The 17,486-nt window shown below is 38.7% G+C and carries 9 protein-coding genes; 5 read left to right on the forward strand and 4 right to left on the reverse strand.

The window, feature by feature from the left end; all coding sequences use genetic code 11:
- Positions 1-52: 52 nt before the first annotated feature.
- The gene (locus CGC58_RS06660) at positions 53-589 is read right to left on the reverse strand and encodes a hypothetical protein (protein WP_095896014.1); all 537 of its coding nucleotides are present in this window, start codon (positions 587-589) and stop codon (positions 53-55) included.
- A 451-nt stretch (positions 590-1,040) separates the two neighbouring features.
- Here CGC58_RS06660 and CGC58_RS06665 point away from each other — a divergent pair, with 451 nt between their 5' ends.
- A complete protein-coding gene (locus CGC58_RS06665; protein WP_095896015.1) occupies positions 1,041-2,177 on the forward strand; it encodes a beta-ketoacyl synthase N-terminal-like domain-containing protein in 1,137 nt (378 codons plus the stop codon).
- Positions 2,178-2,213: 36 nt separating this feature from the next.
- Here CGC58_RS06665 and CGC58_RS06670 read toward each other — a convergent pair whose 3' ends face one another.
- Together CGC58_RS06670 and CGC58_RS06675 are read right to left on the reverse strand one after the other, a co-directional pair.
- Entirely contained in the window at positions 2,214-3,260 is a 1,047-nt protein-coding gene (locus tag CGC58_RS06670) for a carbohydrate-binding family 9-like protein (protein WP_095896016.1), read from the reverse strand.
- Between the two features lie 17 nt (positions 3,261-3,277).
- Positions 3,278-4,387, reverse strand: coding sequence for a glycosyltransferase family 4 protein (locus CGC58_RS06675; RefSeq protein ID WP_095896017.1), 1,110 nt, complete (start codon positions 4,385-4,387; stop codon positions 3,278-3,280).
- A gap of 289 nt (positions 4,388-4,676) precedes the next feature.
- On the opposite strand from CGC58_RS06675, the gene CGC58_RS06680 reads away from it, so the two are divergent.
- The 4 genes from CGC58_RS06680 (at position 4,677) to CGC58_RS06695 (ending at position 9,887) form a co-directional block, all read left to right on the forward strand.
- On the forward strand, positions 4,677-6,107 hold the full coding sequence (locus CGC58_RS06680; RefSeq protein ID WP_095897146.1) for an alkaline phosphatase: 1,431 nt from the start codon (positions 4,677-4,679) through the stop codon (positions 6,105-6,107).
- A 13-nt stretch (positions 6,108-6,120) separates the two neighbouring features.
- A complete protein-coding gene (locus tag CGC58_RS06685; protein WP_095896018.1) occupies positions 6,121-7,104 on the forward strand; it encodes a cation diffusion facilitator family transporter in 984 nt (327 codons plus the stop codon).
- A gap of 338 nt (positions 7,105-7,442) precedes the next feature.
- A complete protein-coding gene (locus tag CGC58_RS06690; protein WP_095896019.1) occupies positions 7,443-8,210 on the forward strand; it encodes a DUF6261 family protein in 768 nt (255 codons plus the stop codon).
- Between the two features lie 6 nt (positions 8,211-8,216).
- The gene (locus CGC58_RS06695) at positions 8,217-9,887 is read left to right on the forward strand and encodes a DUF6909 family protein (RefSeq protein WP_198540710.1); all 1,671 of its coding nucleotides are present in this window, start codon (positions 8,217-8,219) and stop codon (positions 9,885-9,887) included.
- Positions 9,888-10,415: 528 nt separating this feature from the next.
- Here CGC58_RS06695 and sov read toward each other — a convergent pair.
- Positions 10,416-17,435, reverse strand: coding sequence for a T9SS outer membrane translocon Sov/SprA (gene sov / locus CGC58_RS06700; RefSeq protein WP_232748882.1), 7,020 nt, complete (start codon positions 17,433-17,435; stop codon positions 10,416-10,418).
- Positions 17,436-17,486 lie beyond the last annotated feature (51 nt).

Here is a 17,486-nt window from a genome sequence, read left to right on the forward strand (position 1 = left end):
CACGAGCAATTGTTCAGCTTTTTCGATGAACAATTGCTCGTAATTTATTGATTTATTCTGTTTCGAGAGGCAATGTCATTTTTTCCATTTCTTTTATTTCAATAGAAAACTCATCACCTAATTGCAAAGTATTTCTGTACCAGTATTTTTTTGGCTTAACCTCATTACTAATGAAATCTTTTGCAACAAAATCTAAATCAATTTCATTTTTTGTGCCATTATTTATGATGGTTGTAATCAAATGAATACTTCCTTTTGAAATAACTGCGGAAATTACCTCACCTTTTAGCGATAATTCAATACCAATGCTTGGGTTATGGTCAAAATAGTCTTCTTGGTCATTTTCTTGAGTGATTTCTGGAGAGTTTTCGGTAATTTCTTTGACTTTTACTAAAAACTTATCACCTAAATATAATTTTTTCCGATACCAACGCGGATATGTGTTGTTTTTTACATCATATCCTCCGAAATTAACTTCCAAATAGTTGCGATTATCACGTATAATCCTATCCACAATAATCGAAGAAACTCCGTTTTTAATGACTGCACTAAAAGTATTATTGCCTTTGATAAGTTCAAATCCAATCATAATTTATTCTATTCTTCTGCTATTAATGTGTTTTTTGTTTTTTTTCTTTTCCCAAAATGTTTCTTACGCAAGGAGAAAAACATAGAAATTGTGCAAAATACAATAATAGTTAACCAAAACAAATTCCTATACGAAAAATTACCATTAATTAAATCTTTTACAAAGAAAAAGATTCCTGCGATAGATACTAATAGAAATAAAACAAACTTGCTCATAGAATTAATATTTTAGTTATAATCTTTGGATTTGGTAGATATTTTTTATAATTCTGATGCGTATCTAGCATACATAATTGCCACAAATATAATACTTTAATTTTTGAAAATCAAAAATATTTTATTCATATTCGTTTCCATCAAATAAAACCAATTCATCTTTCTCTTATGATTTTTTACTTTTGATAAACAGGGAAATTTATAAATTCATACATTTGCCGTTAATTTAATGAAAAATGAAAATCGCTATTACAGGAATGGGGTCAGTTTCGGCATTAGGGAATTCTTTGGCAGAAATCACCCAATCCTACGAAAATAATAAAACGCATATTTCTGTAAATAATTCACTTCCAATGGCAAAACTTTCTGAAAGTAGCCGTTTGGAGGTTGAAAACTTAAAAAACACAACCGAAAGTTATAGGAATCTGGATATATCTGTTTTGTATGCCATTTGTGCTTCACGCAAGGCTGTGTCTCAAGCTGGCTGGCAAGATGTGCAATTTGGGATAAATATTGGTTCATCACGTGGGGCGACTTCTCTTTTTGAAGAACATTATTCGTACTTCTCTCAAAATCAAAAATGTATGACGTTGGCATCTCCCACAACCACACTCGGAAATATCGCTACGTGGGTAGGGCAGGATTTGAAAGCTACAGGATTTGAAATGTCACATTCCATTACTTGTTCAACGGCTTTGCACGCTGTGGCAAACGGAATTGCTTGGCTTAAAAGCGGAATGGAAAATCGTTTTTTAGTGGGCGGAAGTGAAGCTCCTTTAACTCCATTCACGATTGCCCAAGCCCAAGCCTTGAAAATTTATAGTAACCTTACTTCTGATTTTCCTTGCAGAGCTATGGATGTGACCAAAAAGCAAAACACAATGGTTTTGGGAGAGGGAGCTGGTGTGTTTTGTTTGGAAAAAGATGCAAAATCAAACCGATTAGCACTCATCACAGGATTAGGATTTGCCACTGAAAAACTAACTCATAGCGTTTCTCTTTCGGCAAACGGCGAATGTTTGCAAAAATCGATGCAAATGGCTTTGGAAAATACAAGTTTGGAAGAAATTGATGTAATTGTAACACATACTCCGGGAACAATTAAAGGAGATTTGGCAGAAATTAATGCAATTCGTGAGGTTTTTGGAGAAAAAATACCGATTTTGACCAATAATAAATGGAAATTAGGGCATACTTTTGGAGCAAGCGGAGCTTTGAGCCTCGAAATGGCAATTTTAATGCTACAAAATCAAACCTTTTACGGAGTTCCTTATATTGAAAATCAAAAAAATATCCCTCAGAAAATCAAAAAGATATTGATAAATGCCGTAGGATTTGGCGGAAATGCAATAAGCCTACTTATTGAAAAATAACAAGTAGGCTTATTTATTCTGCAAAGAGATAATTCTCTATTTTTCAAACTCTTGTAACTTTCCGTCTTGCATAATTACAAGTATTTTTCCTGAAAAAGGACTTTTAACGGATATATTCCAAAAATGTGGATTATCATTGAATGTTGCTGTTATTTTCTTTCCGAAAACGGTTGTTCCTTTCTTGATTTTTTGAGCTAATGCAGTTTTTGTATTTGACTTACTTAAGTGATACAAATCGTACAAATATCTTTTGATGGTTTCATCTTTTGGAACTTCAAAATAGTCCTTTTCACCTACTTTTTTGTCTGAAAAATACACATATCCCCATAATTCGGGTTCGTGCATACTAATTTTCCACTGAGGTGACCAAACCCAGTTATATTCGGGCAAGTACTTTCCGTCAGTTCCTCGTTTTTTGTCGTATTTTCCGTTAGCCAAATCAAAATCCCAATGAACACGTGAGAAGTTCACTCGCCAAAATTTCTTCGTTGGAATATTATTTTGCATATGTGCCTCCCGCATTGCAGCCCACGGAATAGCCACTTCTACGCTCCAAAATTTGTCAATATCAGTGGAGTTGTTAAGCGTCCCGTTGATATACACAGCTGATTTTAATCCGTTTATATCCCAACCGTCAAGCACTTTGTTAGTTTCGCGGTAAGGTTTCGTGAGGAATAAATCCCAAACCGTATTCAAAGCATTGATTTCAAATTCATAGTAATTATGTGAGTCATTATCAGGGTCTAAGAAAATTTCAAAATCATTGTTGTGAAAAATGACTGTATCTCGTTGTTTGAGCGTTGCCCAAATGTGTGGGTCTTCCATTTTTGCAAAGAAATAGAAATAATCATCATCGTAAAGCATTTTTACATTAGTTTTGAAATGCGGAATTTTTTCTCCTTCAATATCAATAAAATTATCTGTAAATTCAGCTGATTTCCAAGATGTTTCGTTGTCTTTTCCGTCAATTTCTATTTTTTCATTAATCCGATAAGCAATGTACGATTTCGGTTCGGGTTTGGTTTGAGCAAAAATGTTCAAACTAAATGCGAAAACTAAAAGTGTAAAAATTTTCCTTTTCATAATATGAATAATTTGGGTCAGATTTTCGTTTTATATACTTTCATAAGTTCTTCAAAAACAGATTCATCTGTGAATTTCTGAACATATTCAAAACCTTTTTCGGTCATCAATTTTCGTTTCTCTTCATTTGTGGTAATATCCAAAATGGCTTGTTTTATTTCTTCGGAAGCGTTGTTTAGGTTGATATAAACGGAATGTTCCCCGCCTGCCTCAGGAAAACAACTTCCCAAAGAGGTAATTACCGGAACTTTTGAAAATAAGGCTTCAGTAATCGGAATTCCAAATCCCTCAAAAACAGAAGGATAACAAAAAACAGTCGCCAACTGATAAATTATCGCCAAATCTTCCATCGAAACATTTTTCAAAACAAAAACCCGATTTTGCATCTTATTCTCAACGCAAAATTTTTCGATTTTCTCGAAATACTTCGTTTTTTTACCTATCAAAACCAAAGAAATATCCAAATCTTTAATGGCTTTTACAATTTCCAAAGCATTTTTGCGAGGTTCTATGGCTCCTACGTTTAACACGAATTTTTCCGGAAGATGGTATTTTTGGCGGATTTCTTGCTTTTTTTCTTCCGAATAAAATTGCTTAAAAGCCTTGTGGCAACCTTGATAAACCACAGAAATTTTTTCTTCAGGAATATTTAAAAACTTAACAATATCTCTTTTGGTTTGCTCGCTAATTGCAATAATGTGATGTGATTTTTGTGCCGCATATAGGAATTTCCAAAAATGGATTTTCCTGTCAAAAAACGAATATAAATGCGGATAGCGAAGAAAAATCAAATCGTGAATGGTAACAATAGTTCGGGTGTTTTTGTAAATGCCCAAGGGAATTTCACCCGAAAGTCCGTGATAGATATCTAAATTCTCTTTTTTTGATAACGAGCTAATTTTCAATATTCTCCAAATGCTTTTTAGTTTTTTCCAGAAGAATGATTTTGGCGTAATTACTTTTGTTTTTTCAGTAAAATTTATGCGTTTGTCCTTTTTTTCTTTCGGGTTGAACAAAACAAGTTCACAATCAGTTTGCTCCTGCAAAATGCGAATCAAGTCGCGGCTGTAATTTCCCAATCCGCGATTGTTGTGAAAAGCTCTTTTGGCATCAAAACCTATTTTCATTGGCAAAAAATTAAATATTAATTTTTCTGAAAAATCCTGATAATATTGTTTTTCAGTTAAAATAACCGAAATTTTTTATCTATAATTTATTTTCGGATTAGTCAGCTACAAACATAATGAAATTTTTTAACAAAATCTTATTTGTTCGCTTTAAAAAAATCCGTACCTTTCGCAACCAATTGTTATTCACTGTTTTTTAAAAAAATATTTGTCAAATTAATGAGAAACAATTAGTTGTATTTTGGTGGATAAACCATTGAAGTACAAACTATTCAAAAAAAATATTTGTATGAAAAGAAGGTCATTTTTCAAAAAAGGAGCGTTAGCAACTCTGGGAGGTGTGCTAATATCTCCGTTTGATTTAAGAGCTAATGCTGTTAAAGAGGAATTTAGAGGCAAAAAAGCTAAAAACATCATCTATATGGTAAGTGATGGAATGAGTTCGGGAACGCTTGCAATGGCTGATTTGTACTCACGGAGAATTTTAGGCAAGCCTTCCAACTGGATAAACCTTTACCAACAAAATTTAGCCACGAAAGCCCTTATGGATATGCAATCGCTTAACTCTGTGGTGACGGATTCGGCTGCTGCAAGTTCGTCTTGGGGTGGCGGATATCGTGTCCCGAACGGCAGGCTTAACATAGGAGCTAACGGTGAGGTGTACACGCCCATCTTGCAGAAGTTTAAAGCAGGCGGAAAGAAAGTGGGTTGTGTTACTACCGTGATGATTACCCACGCTACACCGGCAGGTTTCTGTGTGAACAGCAAAGCCAGAAACGCTCAGCCAGAAATCGCTGAGAAATACTTGGACTTACGATTTGATGTAATGATGGGCGGAGGTGACGATTACTTCAGTCCAGACCACAGAAAGGAAAAGAGAGACTTGTACAAAGAGTTCCTAAACAGTGGTTTTACCGTTGCCAGAGATAAAGTACAGATGCAAAAGGCACCTAAAAATAAGCCCCTGTTAGGCGTGTTTGATAGTCAAGGACTTCCGTACTCATTGGATTATAAGTATGATAAGGCTTTACACAACCGCCCAACATTAGCAGAGATGACTAGAAAAGCAATAGAACTAATGAAAGACCATAAAGAGGGTTTTGTGTTACAGGTAGAAGGAGGTAAAGTGGATTGGGCAGCTCACGGGAATGACATTGGTGCATTGCTTTTTGACCAGCTTGCATTTGATGAGGCTGTGGGCGTAGCCATTGAGTTTGCAAAACAGGACAAAAATACACTTGTAGTTATAACTACTGACCACGGTAACGCCAACCCTGGTTTGATTTATGGTAAGAATTGCAATGACAACTTTGACAATCTGCAACATTTCAGACATACAAACGAATGGGTACTTAACAATATACTCCCAGAAAGCTCAACGAGCTTCATAAAAGACATAATGGCAGAGAACTTCGGGAATATGAAACTCACTGACGAGCAAGCTAAAGCATTGCAAGCATATTACTTAGACAAAGGCAAGGAGGACGGGCTTTACAATCACAAGCATCTACCTTTCCGTCTGTTGGCAGAGATACAGAAGGAACACACCTCCGTAGGCTGGATAAGTATGAATCACTCGTCGGATTATGTGGAGCTGGCGATGTTCGGTCCGGGAAGCGAGAAGCTAAAACCATTCATACATAATTACGAGATGCACAACTTCCTGTTGGAGGCAGCCGAAATGGAAAGCAAGTACTTCAACAAGAAGCAAACATATTGATTTTAACTGATTAATGCACAAATCCCTTTCCTTTCAGAGACTTGTAGCCTTTGTTGGCGTTGCTTTATTTGTCGGCAAACTTATTGCGTGGCGATTGACCAATTCTGACGCAGTGTTTTCTGATGCTATGGAAAGTACCGTTAATATAGTCTCGGCGTTTATGGGGTTGTATTCACTGTACTTGGCAGCCAAGCCCAGAGATAATGACCATCCGTACGGGCACGGGAAGGTGGAGTTCGTCACAGCAGGCATTGAGGGCGTTCTGATAGTAATTGCAGGACTCCTTATCATCATCCAGTCGGTTCATTCCTTGCTTACTGGCATATCGCTCCGGCAGCTGGATTGGGGAATCGGTATTGTGGGAGCTACCGCCGTGATTAACTACATAATGGGATATATATCCTGGAGGAAAGGAAAGAGGGAAAATTCCTTAGTGCTAATAAGCTCAGGAAAGCATTTGCAGAGCGATACTATATCTACCATCGGTGTAGTACTGAGCTTACTGCTGGTTTATGTGACAGGCTGGCTTTGGTTGGATGCCGTTGTAGCTCTTTTATTTGGTGGGTATATCATAGTGGTAGGTTACAAAATCGTTCGTAAAGCCTTAGGCGGTATTATGGACGAGAGGGACGAACTGCTTTTACTGCAAATCGTGGAGGTACTCAAAGCGAACAGATGTGCCGAATGGATTGACATACATAATATGAAGGTTCAGCAGTTTGGTGCTCATCTGCACATTGATGCACATATTACCCTTCCATACTATTACTCCTTACAGGAAGCACATCAGGAAATGGAAAAAGTTATCCGATTACTACTTAAAAATACTGACAGAACTGTTGAATTTAATTTCCATATGGATGATTGCAAGCCTTTCTCGTGTGAAATTTGCAATATGCAGTGTGCTTTCCGTAAGAAACCTTTTGTAAAAAAGATAGAATGGAATGAAAAGAATATCTCACAAGTGCAAAAGCATAAGTTGAGAGAAGAAAGTTAATCAATTTTAGGTATTTTATTTTTTTAATGGCATTCCAGTATCGCTGAATGATAGTTTTGAATAGTTTAAATTATATTTCAGTGGTGCTGGATTGTTTTTTTAAGAGGTAAAAATCGGAATGCAGATAGTGGTGAATCATTGTTTTTAAATTCTAAAATTATCGTCCAGAGATGCTGGAATATTGTTTTTATATTCTGAAACTAAAGTACAGTAATGCAGGACTGTTAATTTATATATCTGAAACCATTAAAATATATCATCTGCAAATAAATTTGGTTAATTGAAATTATCTTCCTATCTTTGTGGAAACTATCTTAATTCATTTAAATTTCAAGAATATGAAAACACTTTTAGAAGTAAAGTCAGTAAAATTTGAGCAACTGAATAATGATGAGTATGCTCAATTTATGAAAAGCGTGCTGAATTTGATTCAGAATGCTTCTTTGGAAAAGTTGAGTTTGGATCAGGAAGTATATGATATGCTTCAAAAACATCACGAAGACCTTACAGAGGCTACGCGTCAGAATCGTTTTAGTAATGAAACCAAACGCATTACAGAACTGGATAAGCAACGGTGTAATTATCTTGTTTTTCTGCTTTCCTCGTTTCGGTTTGAACAAAAAAATGCCATTGTAGAGCGTAAGGAGGCTGCCTCAGTACTTCACAAAAATATGAGGACGTACTCTGGGATTCAGTCTTTGCCACTTAGGCAGAAATCACAAACTATCGAAGGATTTCTAAAAGATATTAACAAACCCGAGTTTGAGCAGTATGTAAATACCTTGGGCGTAAGGCAAACCATTACTTCACTTGCAGAGGTAAACAAAGAGTGCCAAAAACTCATTGAAGGGCGTGCTGAAAGCCAGATAACAAACACGCTTATTAATACCAAGAAGGTAAGGAGGGAAGCCACTAAGCTATATAGGTATTTGACGAAATGTGCAGTAAGTAGCCACACTGTATTTCAATCATCAGAAAGTGCTACATTTATTACTCTTTTGAATAAATTAGTAACCGACACGATGAATGCCCATAAGCTGCGAACTTTGCAACCTACTGCCAAGCCTACCTTGACGGAAGATAAAACAGATGAAACACAACGATAAGACAGTATGAAGATAAAAGAGAGAAGTCGAGCTCAGGAGTCCACAAATGCTATTGAGCGTATGTATGTTACAATGCGTCATCTCTTTGCTCGCGGATTTTACAAGCCGATGGGCGTATCAGGAGAAGCGTTACGTGAATCGTTGTTGCTGCTTCGTCCTGAAATATATGGTACTATTGCCGAAAGCAAAGCAGAACTTAGCGGGCTGAGCTATGTACTTGACCGCTTGCCTGAGGGTATCGAACAATGCACGTATATTAACTTGATTTCTGATGAAGGCTATCGGAAGTCGCATTTCAAACCTATTATCCCTCCAAAAAGAAGACGTAATTGCTATCGCATCGACCAGCAGCAGATGAATATCGAAATTACACGCGGAAGGTCAGATATCTATGATGCGTTAACACATTTAACGTTCTTATTTATAGAATCGCATAAAATAGCCAGAAATGTACTGATAGAAGAGACAGGGGGGCTGTCGCGTGATTGGGAAAAGCTGGAACAGGCGTTCAGTAAGAACAAACTTACGCAAGCAGAACGCGAAACAACCCTCATACATATCGGGAATATCTTAGGACGTACTTTTGAAGAAATTCTGGAAGTATATCACTCCTTTGCTACACCTTCACAGCCCGAGCGGTTTATTCATATCGTGTATTGGCTGGGAAAATTAGCATTAGATGAGATACTGGAAGATAAAAAAAGGGTTATTACATTCAGTACCGTACTTCGCGAACGGTTAGGGCATCATTTGCACGGAGAAATCTGGGCAGATACTATTAAGAAAACCTTATATGCCAACGGATTACTAACACGCCCGTTACATATTATCAGTGCCAATATGCATAGTGTAATGAATAGTATCTTTGCGGAAAAAGCATTGAAAACGGAAGTCAAGGGCAAAAGTCCGATGGAAATATTTGAGCTTTTAAGCAATCCTGAGAACGAGAAACTTCGTAAAAAGGTAAAGGAATACGCTCACAAGAATGGTATGATATCAATTCCTGATGCTTCGGGGACAAACATTGATGTACAGATATTCGATACAGAGAAGATAGACTTCAAGGATACACCCTATGCTGTGAGTTCAGCAAATAAGCCAGTGCTTTTTGTGATGGACTACGCCTTTGGTGAGCAAGCCTATGAAACTATTGATGAACTCTTGAAACCATTTCATATTGATGGAATCACTTATTTTATGAACGTGGACTCAGTTTCTATAATGGGAAAAGCAGGTATTTTAGAAGGAAGCAAAGGAGATTTGATGATTCCTACGGCACACATATTCGAAGGGACATCAGATAATTATCCTTTTAAGAATGAGCTTTCAAAGCAGGACTTTGAGAATCACGGTTTACAAGTATTTGAAGGTTCTATGATAACGGTACTCGGGACTTCATTACAGAATAAAGACGTACTTAGCTATTTCCTTCGCTCTACTTGGAATGTTGTTGGGCTTGAAATGGAGGGAGTTCACTACCAGAAAGCTATTCAGTCAGCATCGAAGATACGTAAGAGCATACGTGAAGATGTAAAGGTGCGTTATGCTTACTATGCGTCAGATAATCCGTTAGAAACAGGCAGTACATTAGCATCAGGAGGTTTGGGTACCACAGGAGTTAAGCCTACATACCTGATAACACTTAAAATATTAGAGCAAATATTTGCAAGTGAGTAAGGCATTAGTGATTTGTTAATCTAAATGAAGTAAAAATAGTACTGAATGTCAGTCTGAGTATAGTCGAAGACTGAGCAAGCATAACCAAAATAAAAGGCTTTGACTTCGCTCAGCTTGATAAGTGTTACTGAATGTCAGTCTGAGCGTAGTCGAAGACTGAGCAAGTATAACCAAAATAAAAGGTTTTGACTTCGCTTAGCTTGATAAGTGTTACTGAATGTCAGTCTGAGCGTAGTCGAAGACTAAGCAAGCATAACCAAAATAAAAGGCTTTGACTTCGCTCAGCTTGATAAGTGTTACTGAATGTCAGTCTGAGCGTAGTTGAAGACTGAGCAAGCATAACCAAAATAAAAGGCTTTGACTTCGCTTAGCTTGACAAGTACCGCTAAAATTGCTTGCAAGAATTATCTATAAAGTGCTTGCTGCACTGGATTATTGTTTCAAGTGTAAAAAAGAATTCTCCCTTAGAAAAAGTATCTAAGGGAGAATTTTTGTAATATAGGCTTATGTAATTAGCTTATCGTTTCGTTAATTAAAAGTATATCGCACGGATAGTCCGGTTCTGATTGTAGTCATCGGGAACGCAGTGGATATAGCCGATTTCGAGAAGTTATATTGCAGGTAATAAGATGCCAGTAGGTTCTTACTGAGGTTATACTCTGCTGAAAAATTCCCCAGCCAGTTCGTTTGCCCTGCTGTTACCTGATTGTTGAATACTTCCATATTCCTGATTACGGTAAATTCATCACGGTACGAAAGGGTTCCTTTAAGGATTAAGTCACTTTTTAATGTGGTTTTCACGCCACCTATCTTGGTAACAAACCGTAGGTCTTTGATACGATATCCTAGCCCTAATTTATATTCTTTCCCGATGATTTCAGTTAAGTAATCGTTATCCAAGCTGATGGATACGGTACGGTCACGCGTTAGCTCAGCAAGCACGTTAATGGAATTTTTCATTTCCATATTGGCTCTGATAAGCGGGTTAAATTGTTCCACTAAGGTAACATTCGTAAATAGCTTTTCTGTTAGGAAGTTTTCTGCTGCATTTACCTTGTTTAGGTCATTCGGGTCGTATTCCAAATTTGTTCTGAATTCGCTTAAAGAATAGCTCGCACGGTAACTATGGTCTAAGGTAAACCTTCTGAAAGCCTTTTTGATAGGTTCCAAACGCATCAGCCCTGTATATGTAATGCTCCATTCAGGTATAGGAATGTTTCTAAAAGCTCCCAATGATACTTTATCAGGGTTTTCTCCCGAATAAGCAGCCAAAAATGCTGGTATCATTACTGCTTGACTGGTTTTGCCATAACCTTTGGGGAACCCTTCGCTGTCCAAGTTATTAGCATCGTTTAGGTTGATGCCTCGCTCGGTAGCTAAACGGCGTGCTATGGTAATGCGGTTCTGCTTGAAACGTTCAAAGCCTGCCGAATAGTACTCGTCCACCTTGTCGAAAGTGGTTGCAAGTAGGTTGGTTGAAATGTTGAAGTTCCCTACTTGGTTGCCAATAAGTTTGTTGTACACGAAGTTCCTTACTTCAAAGGTTTCCGTGTAGTTGTCGGTATATTGGCGTCCTGCTTTCAGAGTGATTTGCAAATCAGGAATAGGTTGCAAGTTTGCCGTGATAGTTAGGTTTCTTTCTTTGGACTGTAAGAATTGGTCATTGAAGTCCGCAAAATTGGTCAGATATCCTCTTTTAGCCATCTCGTAACGCACATCGGACTGGTCTCCGAACATAAACCCGAAGGAAGGCTTGGTAGTTCCTAAGAAGCCAACGCTTTGTGTGTAGCCTGGGAGCGTTTTTCCGTTGGTCTCGGAGTAATTGATACCAATGTTTTTAATCATCGTTGCCAATGATTTCCATAGTTTCTGTTTCTCTGTCCTTGCACTTGGCTTAATGCCTATGTAGCGATAGAGCTGGTCGAAGGTCATATTAGCTGTAAAATTGTGCGTGTTAGCGTTCTGTAAGGTGTTAATATCGTGCTTGGCGAGCTGTAATAGTGTTTGCGAACCGCGTTGCCAGTCAAAGTCGCCTGAGTACGTGTAGTTCGCTTTGATGAATTGCAGGAATGGGAACTTCGAGAACGGAAGCTCGTAATTTACTTGGAACTTGGAGAAGAAATGGTCTGGGTCTCCCAAATCCCAGAAATTATCCCACAGACCTACATCCCTGCGTGTTCCAGAAACATTACCGTTAGCGTCATACGTATAGTAGTTACGTATGATGCTGTTATTTGTGGCATTGAAATTCACACGCAGTGAGCGAGTCAGGTTATAGTTGATACCCAGTTGATAGTCCATTAGGTAGTTTCTCTGTTGAAGTTCAGGCATAGCCTTTTGTTGAGTAATATCAACTCCTTCAAAGTACACATCTCGGAATAGTTGTTTTGAGAATGACCTTGTGATATTAGAAGAAAACATTACGCTTGCGGGTAGCAGGTTGAGGTTTAGCTCGGATAGCCATTGCCAGTATTTCTTACCTTCAAAGCGTTTCATTTTCTTGAAAGGCTCTAACGGCTTCGCTTCAAAAGCATAATTATATAGCAGACCTGCCCGTACGTTTTGCTCGTTTTCGTATTTTAGCTCGTAATCCCTGTGGTTTACTTCATTGTAAGCATAGTTTAGTGTCAGGTTTTCAATGTTATAGAATCGCTTTTTTTGTCCTTCTGATAAGTTTTTCTTCACCCCGATTAGGTTTACGCCACGTCGCACAGTAACATTCTCCGCTTGTTCTTTGATGGCTTGTCGTTCCTGAGCAGTTTGGGCTACGCTTAGCCTATCTTCCAAGCGTATATCCTGATAAACGGGGTCGTACTCGGGTGTAGATACTTTCTGTGAATGATTCAGAGTAACGGGTACTTGCATATTCCACTTGGTTGGAAGTAGTTTGCCCGCATTGATGTTCATCATAACATCATATTCCTTAGTGCTTTCAATAGCTCGCTGGTTAGGAGCTTGGTCAACAGCACCAAATCCAACGGTATTCATACGTCCTGTGGCTGAGATATTCAGTAGTTCAGAAGCATTGGCATCTAATGAACCTACCATTGCCCACCCTCCGGAATTAGAAAGCTCGGCTACTCGCAGTTCGTTAAACCAAAATTCACCGCTGGCAGTATGTCCTGATACGTTCTTCACGCCTATCATTACTGAGCGTATGCTTCCCAGTGAAGGATTTCCTTTTATTGCATATCGGTTTTCACCAAAGACGTAAGGCGTATTTTCCGATACTACGTTAAGGTTTGCATCATAATACGTGGCGTTATTTAAGGTTTGGTTTCTCAGCCCGATAGCTTTGAGCTTGGTTAAAACTTCCATAGGAACTATTAGTTCATTTTCTTTTGGCCAAACGAGTGCCTGTGAGGACGTTCCTGCGGGAGTTACTCGAAGAGGGATTTCTACCTGATAATAGTTTTCGTTAAAATCCGTACCGATGCGTATAAAGGCAACCATTTGCCCGTCACTCAGTGACTTGTTATTGTAAGCCTCAGCGTGTGTGAACATTTTGATGTACTTGTATTGCCTCAAATCAATACTCATTACCTTGTAAACGGCTCTGCTATCATAGGATTCTAAGTTATCAACAATGTATGACAGGGATTGCTCATTTTGTTCTATGAGCGTATTATTGGTATTGATTCTTTCCCGATAAACTCCCGGAGGCATCACGTATGGAATGGGTGTACGGGTTTCATTCTCGATGAGATTTACGGAATTGATTTCAGTATGAGTGTTATCATCTGTCGGGTCGTCCAAATCACTACTCAGGGTGTAGTTATAATAACGCCAATCACCACGCACTAAGTCCAGCGTCCCGAATCGCAGTAGCATATCCTGTGAGAATCCAGTCATATACATTCGCATATGCGTTATGGAATTGATGATATCTATCTCATCATTAGGGCTTACGGGGAATGTGTATCCTTCACGTACCATTTTTCCTTCGGCGATAGGTATTTTAAACTGAATCCAGCGTGCCGAGATATTTCTTCCGTTAGGAGCTTCCACTGAAACTGTACGAATATCGTTTACATATTTATCGCTACGTGAAATATTAGGTTTTATGGCAAGTCGATACTCATAGTAATTATTTGCCGTGTTCATTGTAAAATCGGCGTTAATGTCCTCATAATCGGGAACTGTTGTTGAGCCTCTGTCGTTATTACCCACTGCAACGGGTGAGTTACCTTCCGTTCCGTTGTAATTGTAGTATCTGTTAAGAATACCACCACTGCGAGCCAGATAATATTCGTAATTATCCAAAGCAGGGTCGTTCGGTGAATCTGTATTATTGTTGTATATGCTTGCTTCTTGTGAGCTTGGAAGTCCGTCTAAACCAACATCTTGCAGGGTTCTGTTTTCACTGCTTGCGTCAAAGGCATACAATAGTGATTGTGCCCCAGGAGTTTTCCCCCAAGAAGAAGTATTGACAGTTGATGAAGATGAAAGTCCCGGTAATCCGTTTTCGTACTGTTTGCGTCCGTCTTTCAGAACATCTTCGGAAATATTTCCCAAGTTGAAAACCAATTCTCCTGTCCCTGAGTATTCTCCTGATGTATAGGGGTCAAGCATCCAGAATTGGATGTATTCAATGTTACTTTCCTGAAAATCGGAATAAGTCATTCCACGCATAATTCCTCCCCATTTTTCATCGGCATTGGCAGCTCCAAACGCGGGATTGTTGTTGTATTGTCCTTTGGCATTCGGATAATATGCAAGGTCTAAAGTTGTTTGTACAAGTGTTTGTCCCTGTGCTACTTGTTGCTCTGGGAAGATTTCTTCAATATAAATACGTCGAGTGCTGTTCTTTGAAATCTCCTCACTGCTAATGTCCGATGGTTTTTGTGTAGAATAGAATATTGGGTCGATAGTGTACCAAGCCATTTTAGCACGACCATAGCCGTTTTTGAGGTTCTCAGGGTCATCGGGTGATTTTCCGTACAATGTTCTTGGTTGTGTTCCGCTTCCAGAGCCAAATTCCAGCGGGGTGCTGGCGAGTTTCCAAGCCAACGGGGAACGTATGTCGATGGTTGTCTGAGCCGATTCAAAATCGTCCAAATAAACGGTCGTTTCTCCGTCGAAATTATCACCTTTTGGTGTTCCTGGAATGAGGTAAGCGAATTCACCACGTAAAGAAAGATTTGAAGCTACGTCCGATTTTATGGTAGGAATACGATTTACCAAACGGGTTAAGAAGGGAAGTTCTGTTGAGTAAGTTCCTCCGAAACCAAAAATGGTATTATTTACCGATTCTTGTCCGTAGCTTGTTTTCTGAGTGTATGGGCGTTCTCGAAGATTCACTACCGAGGCTCCGAGTATGAACTTATCATTGAATTTATGTTCAATATTCAACCCCATAAAACGCGTGGTTTGTCCTCCGAAAATTAGATTATTTTCAACCGAAACTTGTATTGGCAGATTTGAAGCTTCCAAACTCGGATTTGTAATTTCAACTATTCCTGATTGATAATCAACTAAATAATCAAGACCTTCTACCAAAATACGTCCGCCAGCAGTAACCGTAACCGAACCACGCGGAACGTTAAACGCTCCTAATGATATTCCTCTTCTTCCCGACGATTTGTATCGTCCTTTGAGTTGGAATTTGTTTTTGTTTCCATCCATCTGAGCTTGGGTTTTGGTATTGGAATACAAACTCGGATATACGTATTTTCGTTGGTTTTCATTGTAAGTGCTTGGGTCAGAATAATCTCCTCCGCCTAATGTTTTGTGCAAAAACTCTCCGAAAGGTTCTACTTTGGTGAAGAAAATCTTTCCGTACTGTTCATCAACCGTAATTCCGGGAAGAAAGTCGAAAAATCCGTCTCCGCCGGGTTGCGGGTCGTTGTATTTGTTCAATCGGTCGAAGTTAAATAAATTTAGTAATATCTTGTCTTCCAGACCCGAAGGCCAGCCCACATCAGACACTTTTGTAATATAGTTGATGGGTGATGGGTCGGAATAGTAGATATTCATTCTGAAATCCTCAGGGTCTAACTGAGCCGTTCCTAAAGAATAGACGTTTTTCATCATCAAATCCCATATAGGGTCTTTGACGCTCAATCGATTACTCTTTAACATTTTCAGAACCAACAAGTTATTTGTGATAGCATTATTGTTTGCTGAAATGTTGTAACTCGTAGCCGAGATTCCGTCATTGGCAAATTCCCCAACTTGATATACTTGGCTTCCGTAAGTGTATTGGTACGCCACAGCAAGGACTTCATCACTGCTCAAAGCGATATTAAGTGAGATGTATCCCAGTTTTGTATCTACTTTGTAATCAGTGCCTTCTTCAAGTTTTCGGGCATTTTCAATCACGGCATAGTCATACCCTTGATTTACAATAGCTGAAATACTTCCAAAACCTTGCTGCAAGGTTGCTACATCACGAATAGCTTCTGTAAGAATAGAAGTTTTTCCAATTTGTGTTGGGTCGTAGCGATTGGCACTATTGGTAGGCATATTATTTGTGGTGGAAGAGAAAAAGCCTGAAGGAGCATTTTGGTTGATGCGTGTATTTTCGGGTTGAACCTCTCCTAAATCCTGTAAAGCCAATATGTTACGAATATTTCCCGTACGATTATTCCTATTAGTTACCCAAACTTCCAAACGTGTAATTTGTACTTTACTGTTGATGAAAGGGTAATTTTCCAGAGCTTTGTCATATTGGTCACGGAAGAATTGTGCCAGAAAGAAGTTTCGGTTTTCGTCATAATCCAAAGCTGTAAAATCAAATTCGGTTACGGTTCCGCCTCCTTGTGCCGTTACGGTTTTTCGCTCTGATTTTTGTTCCGAAAATACGCCTGTGATGGTCGTCCGCCCAAATTTCAATTCGGTTTTTACTCCAAACAGACTTTGTGAACCCGTAATCAGAGAGTTAGACATTGGCATAGATATATTTCCCAGTTCTATTTTCTGAATAATGTCGTCTTCGTTGGGTTCGTATTCCAATTTAAAAACGTTTTGGAAGTCAAACGAAGCCTGCGTGTCATACTGGGCGTTGAGTTGCAAACGCGTACCGATTTTTCCAGTAAGTCCAAGGCTGATACGTTGGTCGAAATCAAGCCCCCAAGTGCTTCTGTTTCGGGGTGTTATGGCAGGATTGTCGTTTTTTGTGTAGCGTAAACCCAAATCAATTCCTACGCTCCCTTGCGGAATGATTTCAATATTTCTACCCCCGAAGATACTCTCAAAAAAGTCGGAATTTACATACAAATCGGGGAGTAAATCGCGTTGTACTTTTTTCTTGTTTTCGCTTGCTTTGCTGTCATCAACCGCGTCCCATTTTTCTTTGTAGTAAGCTCGCATTTGCTCACGAAGCATCAAATTTTCATATTCCTTAACGGTCAAAAACATCGGGACAGAGAGGTCATACTCGCCCAACTTTTCTGTGTAAACGTACTTGTTTAGTTGCGGATTGTAGGTGTACTTATGAATGATACTCTCGGGTTTTTTTAGCCCGATTTTCGGTATGTTGTTTTTGACTTTAACACTGTCTTTTTGAGGTTCTTGTCCCCAAGCTGTTGCACTTAAAAAGAGCAACATCAGCGTTATATTTTTTAGATTTTTATACATAAATCTTTTGTTTTAACTGAA

Source organism: Capnocytophaga stomatis, from assembly GCF_002302635.1.
In the GTDB taxonomy this organism is placed as follows: domain Bacteria; phylum Bacteroidota; class Bacteroidia; order Flavobacteriales; family Flavobacteriaceae; genus Capnocytophaga; species Capnocytophaga stomatis.

Bases quoted from the DNA above. Each gene is read 5' to 3' on its own strand.
- CGC58_RS06680 (WP_095897146.1), top strand. From the start codon at position 4,677: ATGAAAAGAAGGTCATTTTTCAAAAAAGGAGCGTTAGCAACTCTGGGA.
- CGC58_RS06660 (WP_095896014.1), bottom strand. From the start codon at position 589: ATGATTGGATTTGAACTTATCAAAGGCAATAATACTTTTAGTGCAGTC.
- CGC58_RS06690 (WP_095896019.1), top strand. From the start codon at position 7,443: ATGAAAACACTTTTAGAAGTAAAGTCAGTAAAATTTGAGCAACTGAAT.
- CGC58_RS06675 (WP_095896017.1), bottom strand. From the start codon at position 4,387: ATGAAAATAGGTTTTGATGCCAAAAGAGCTTTTCACAACAATCGCGGA.
- sov (WP_232748882.1), bottom strand. From the start codon at position 17,435: ATGTTGCTCTTTTTAAGTGCAACAGCTTGGGGACAAGAACCTCAAAAA.
- CGC58_RS06695 (WP_198540710.1), top strand. From the start codon at position 8,217: ATGAAGATAAAAGAGAGAAGTCGAGCTCAGGAGTCCACAAATGCTATT.
- CGC58_RS06685 (WP_095896018.1), top strand. From the start codon at position 6,121: ATGCACAAATCCCTTTCCTTTCAGAGACTTGTAGCCTTTGTTGGCGTT.
- CGC58_RS06670 (WP_095896016.1), bottom strand. From the start codon at position 3,260: ATGAAAAGGAAAATTTTTACACTTTTAGTTTTCGCATTTAGTTTGAAC.
- CGC58_RS06665 (WP_095896015.1), top strand. From the start codon at position 1,041: ATGAAAATCGCTATTACAGGAATGGGGTCAGTTTCGGCATTAGGGAAT.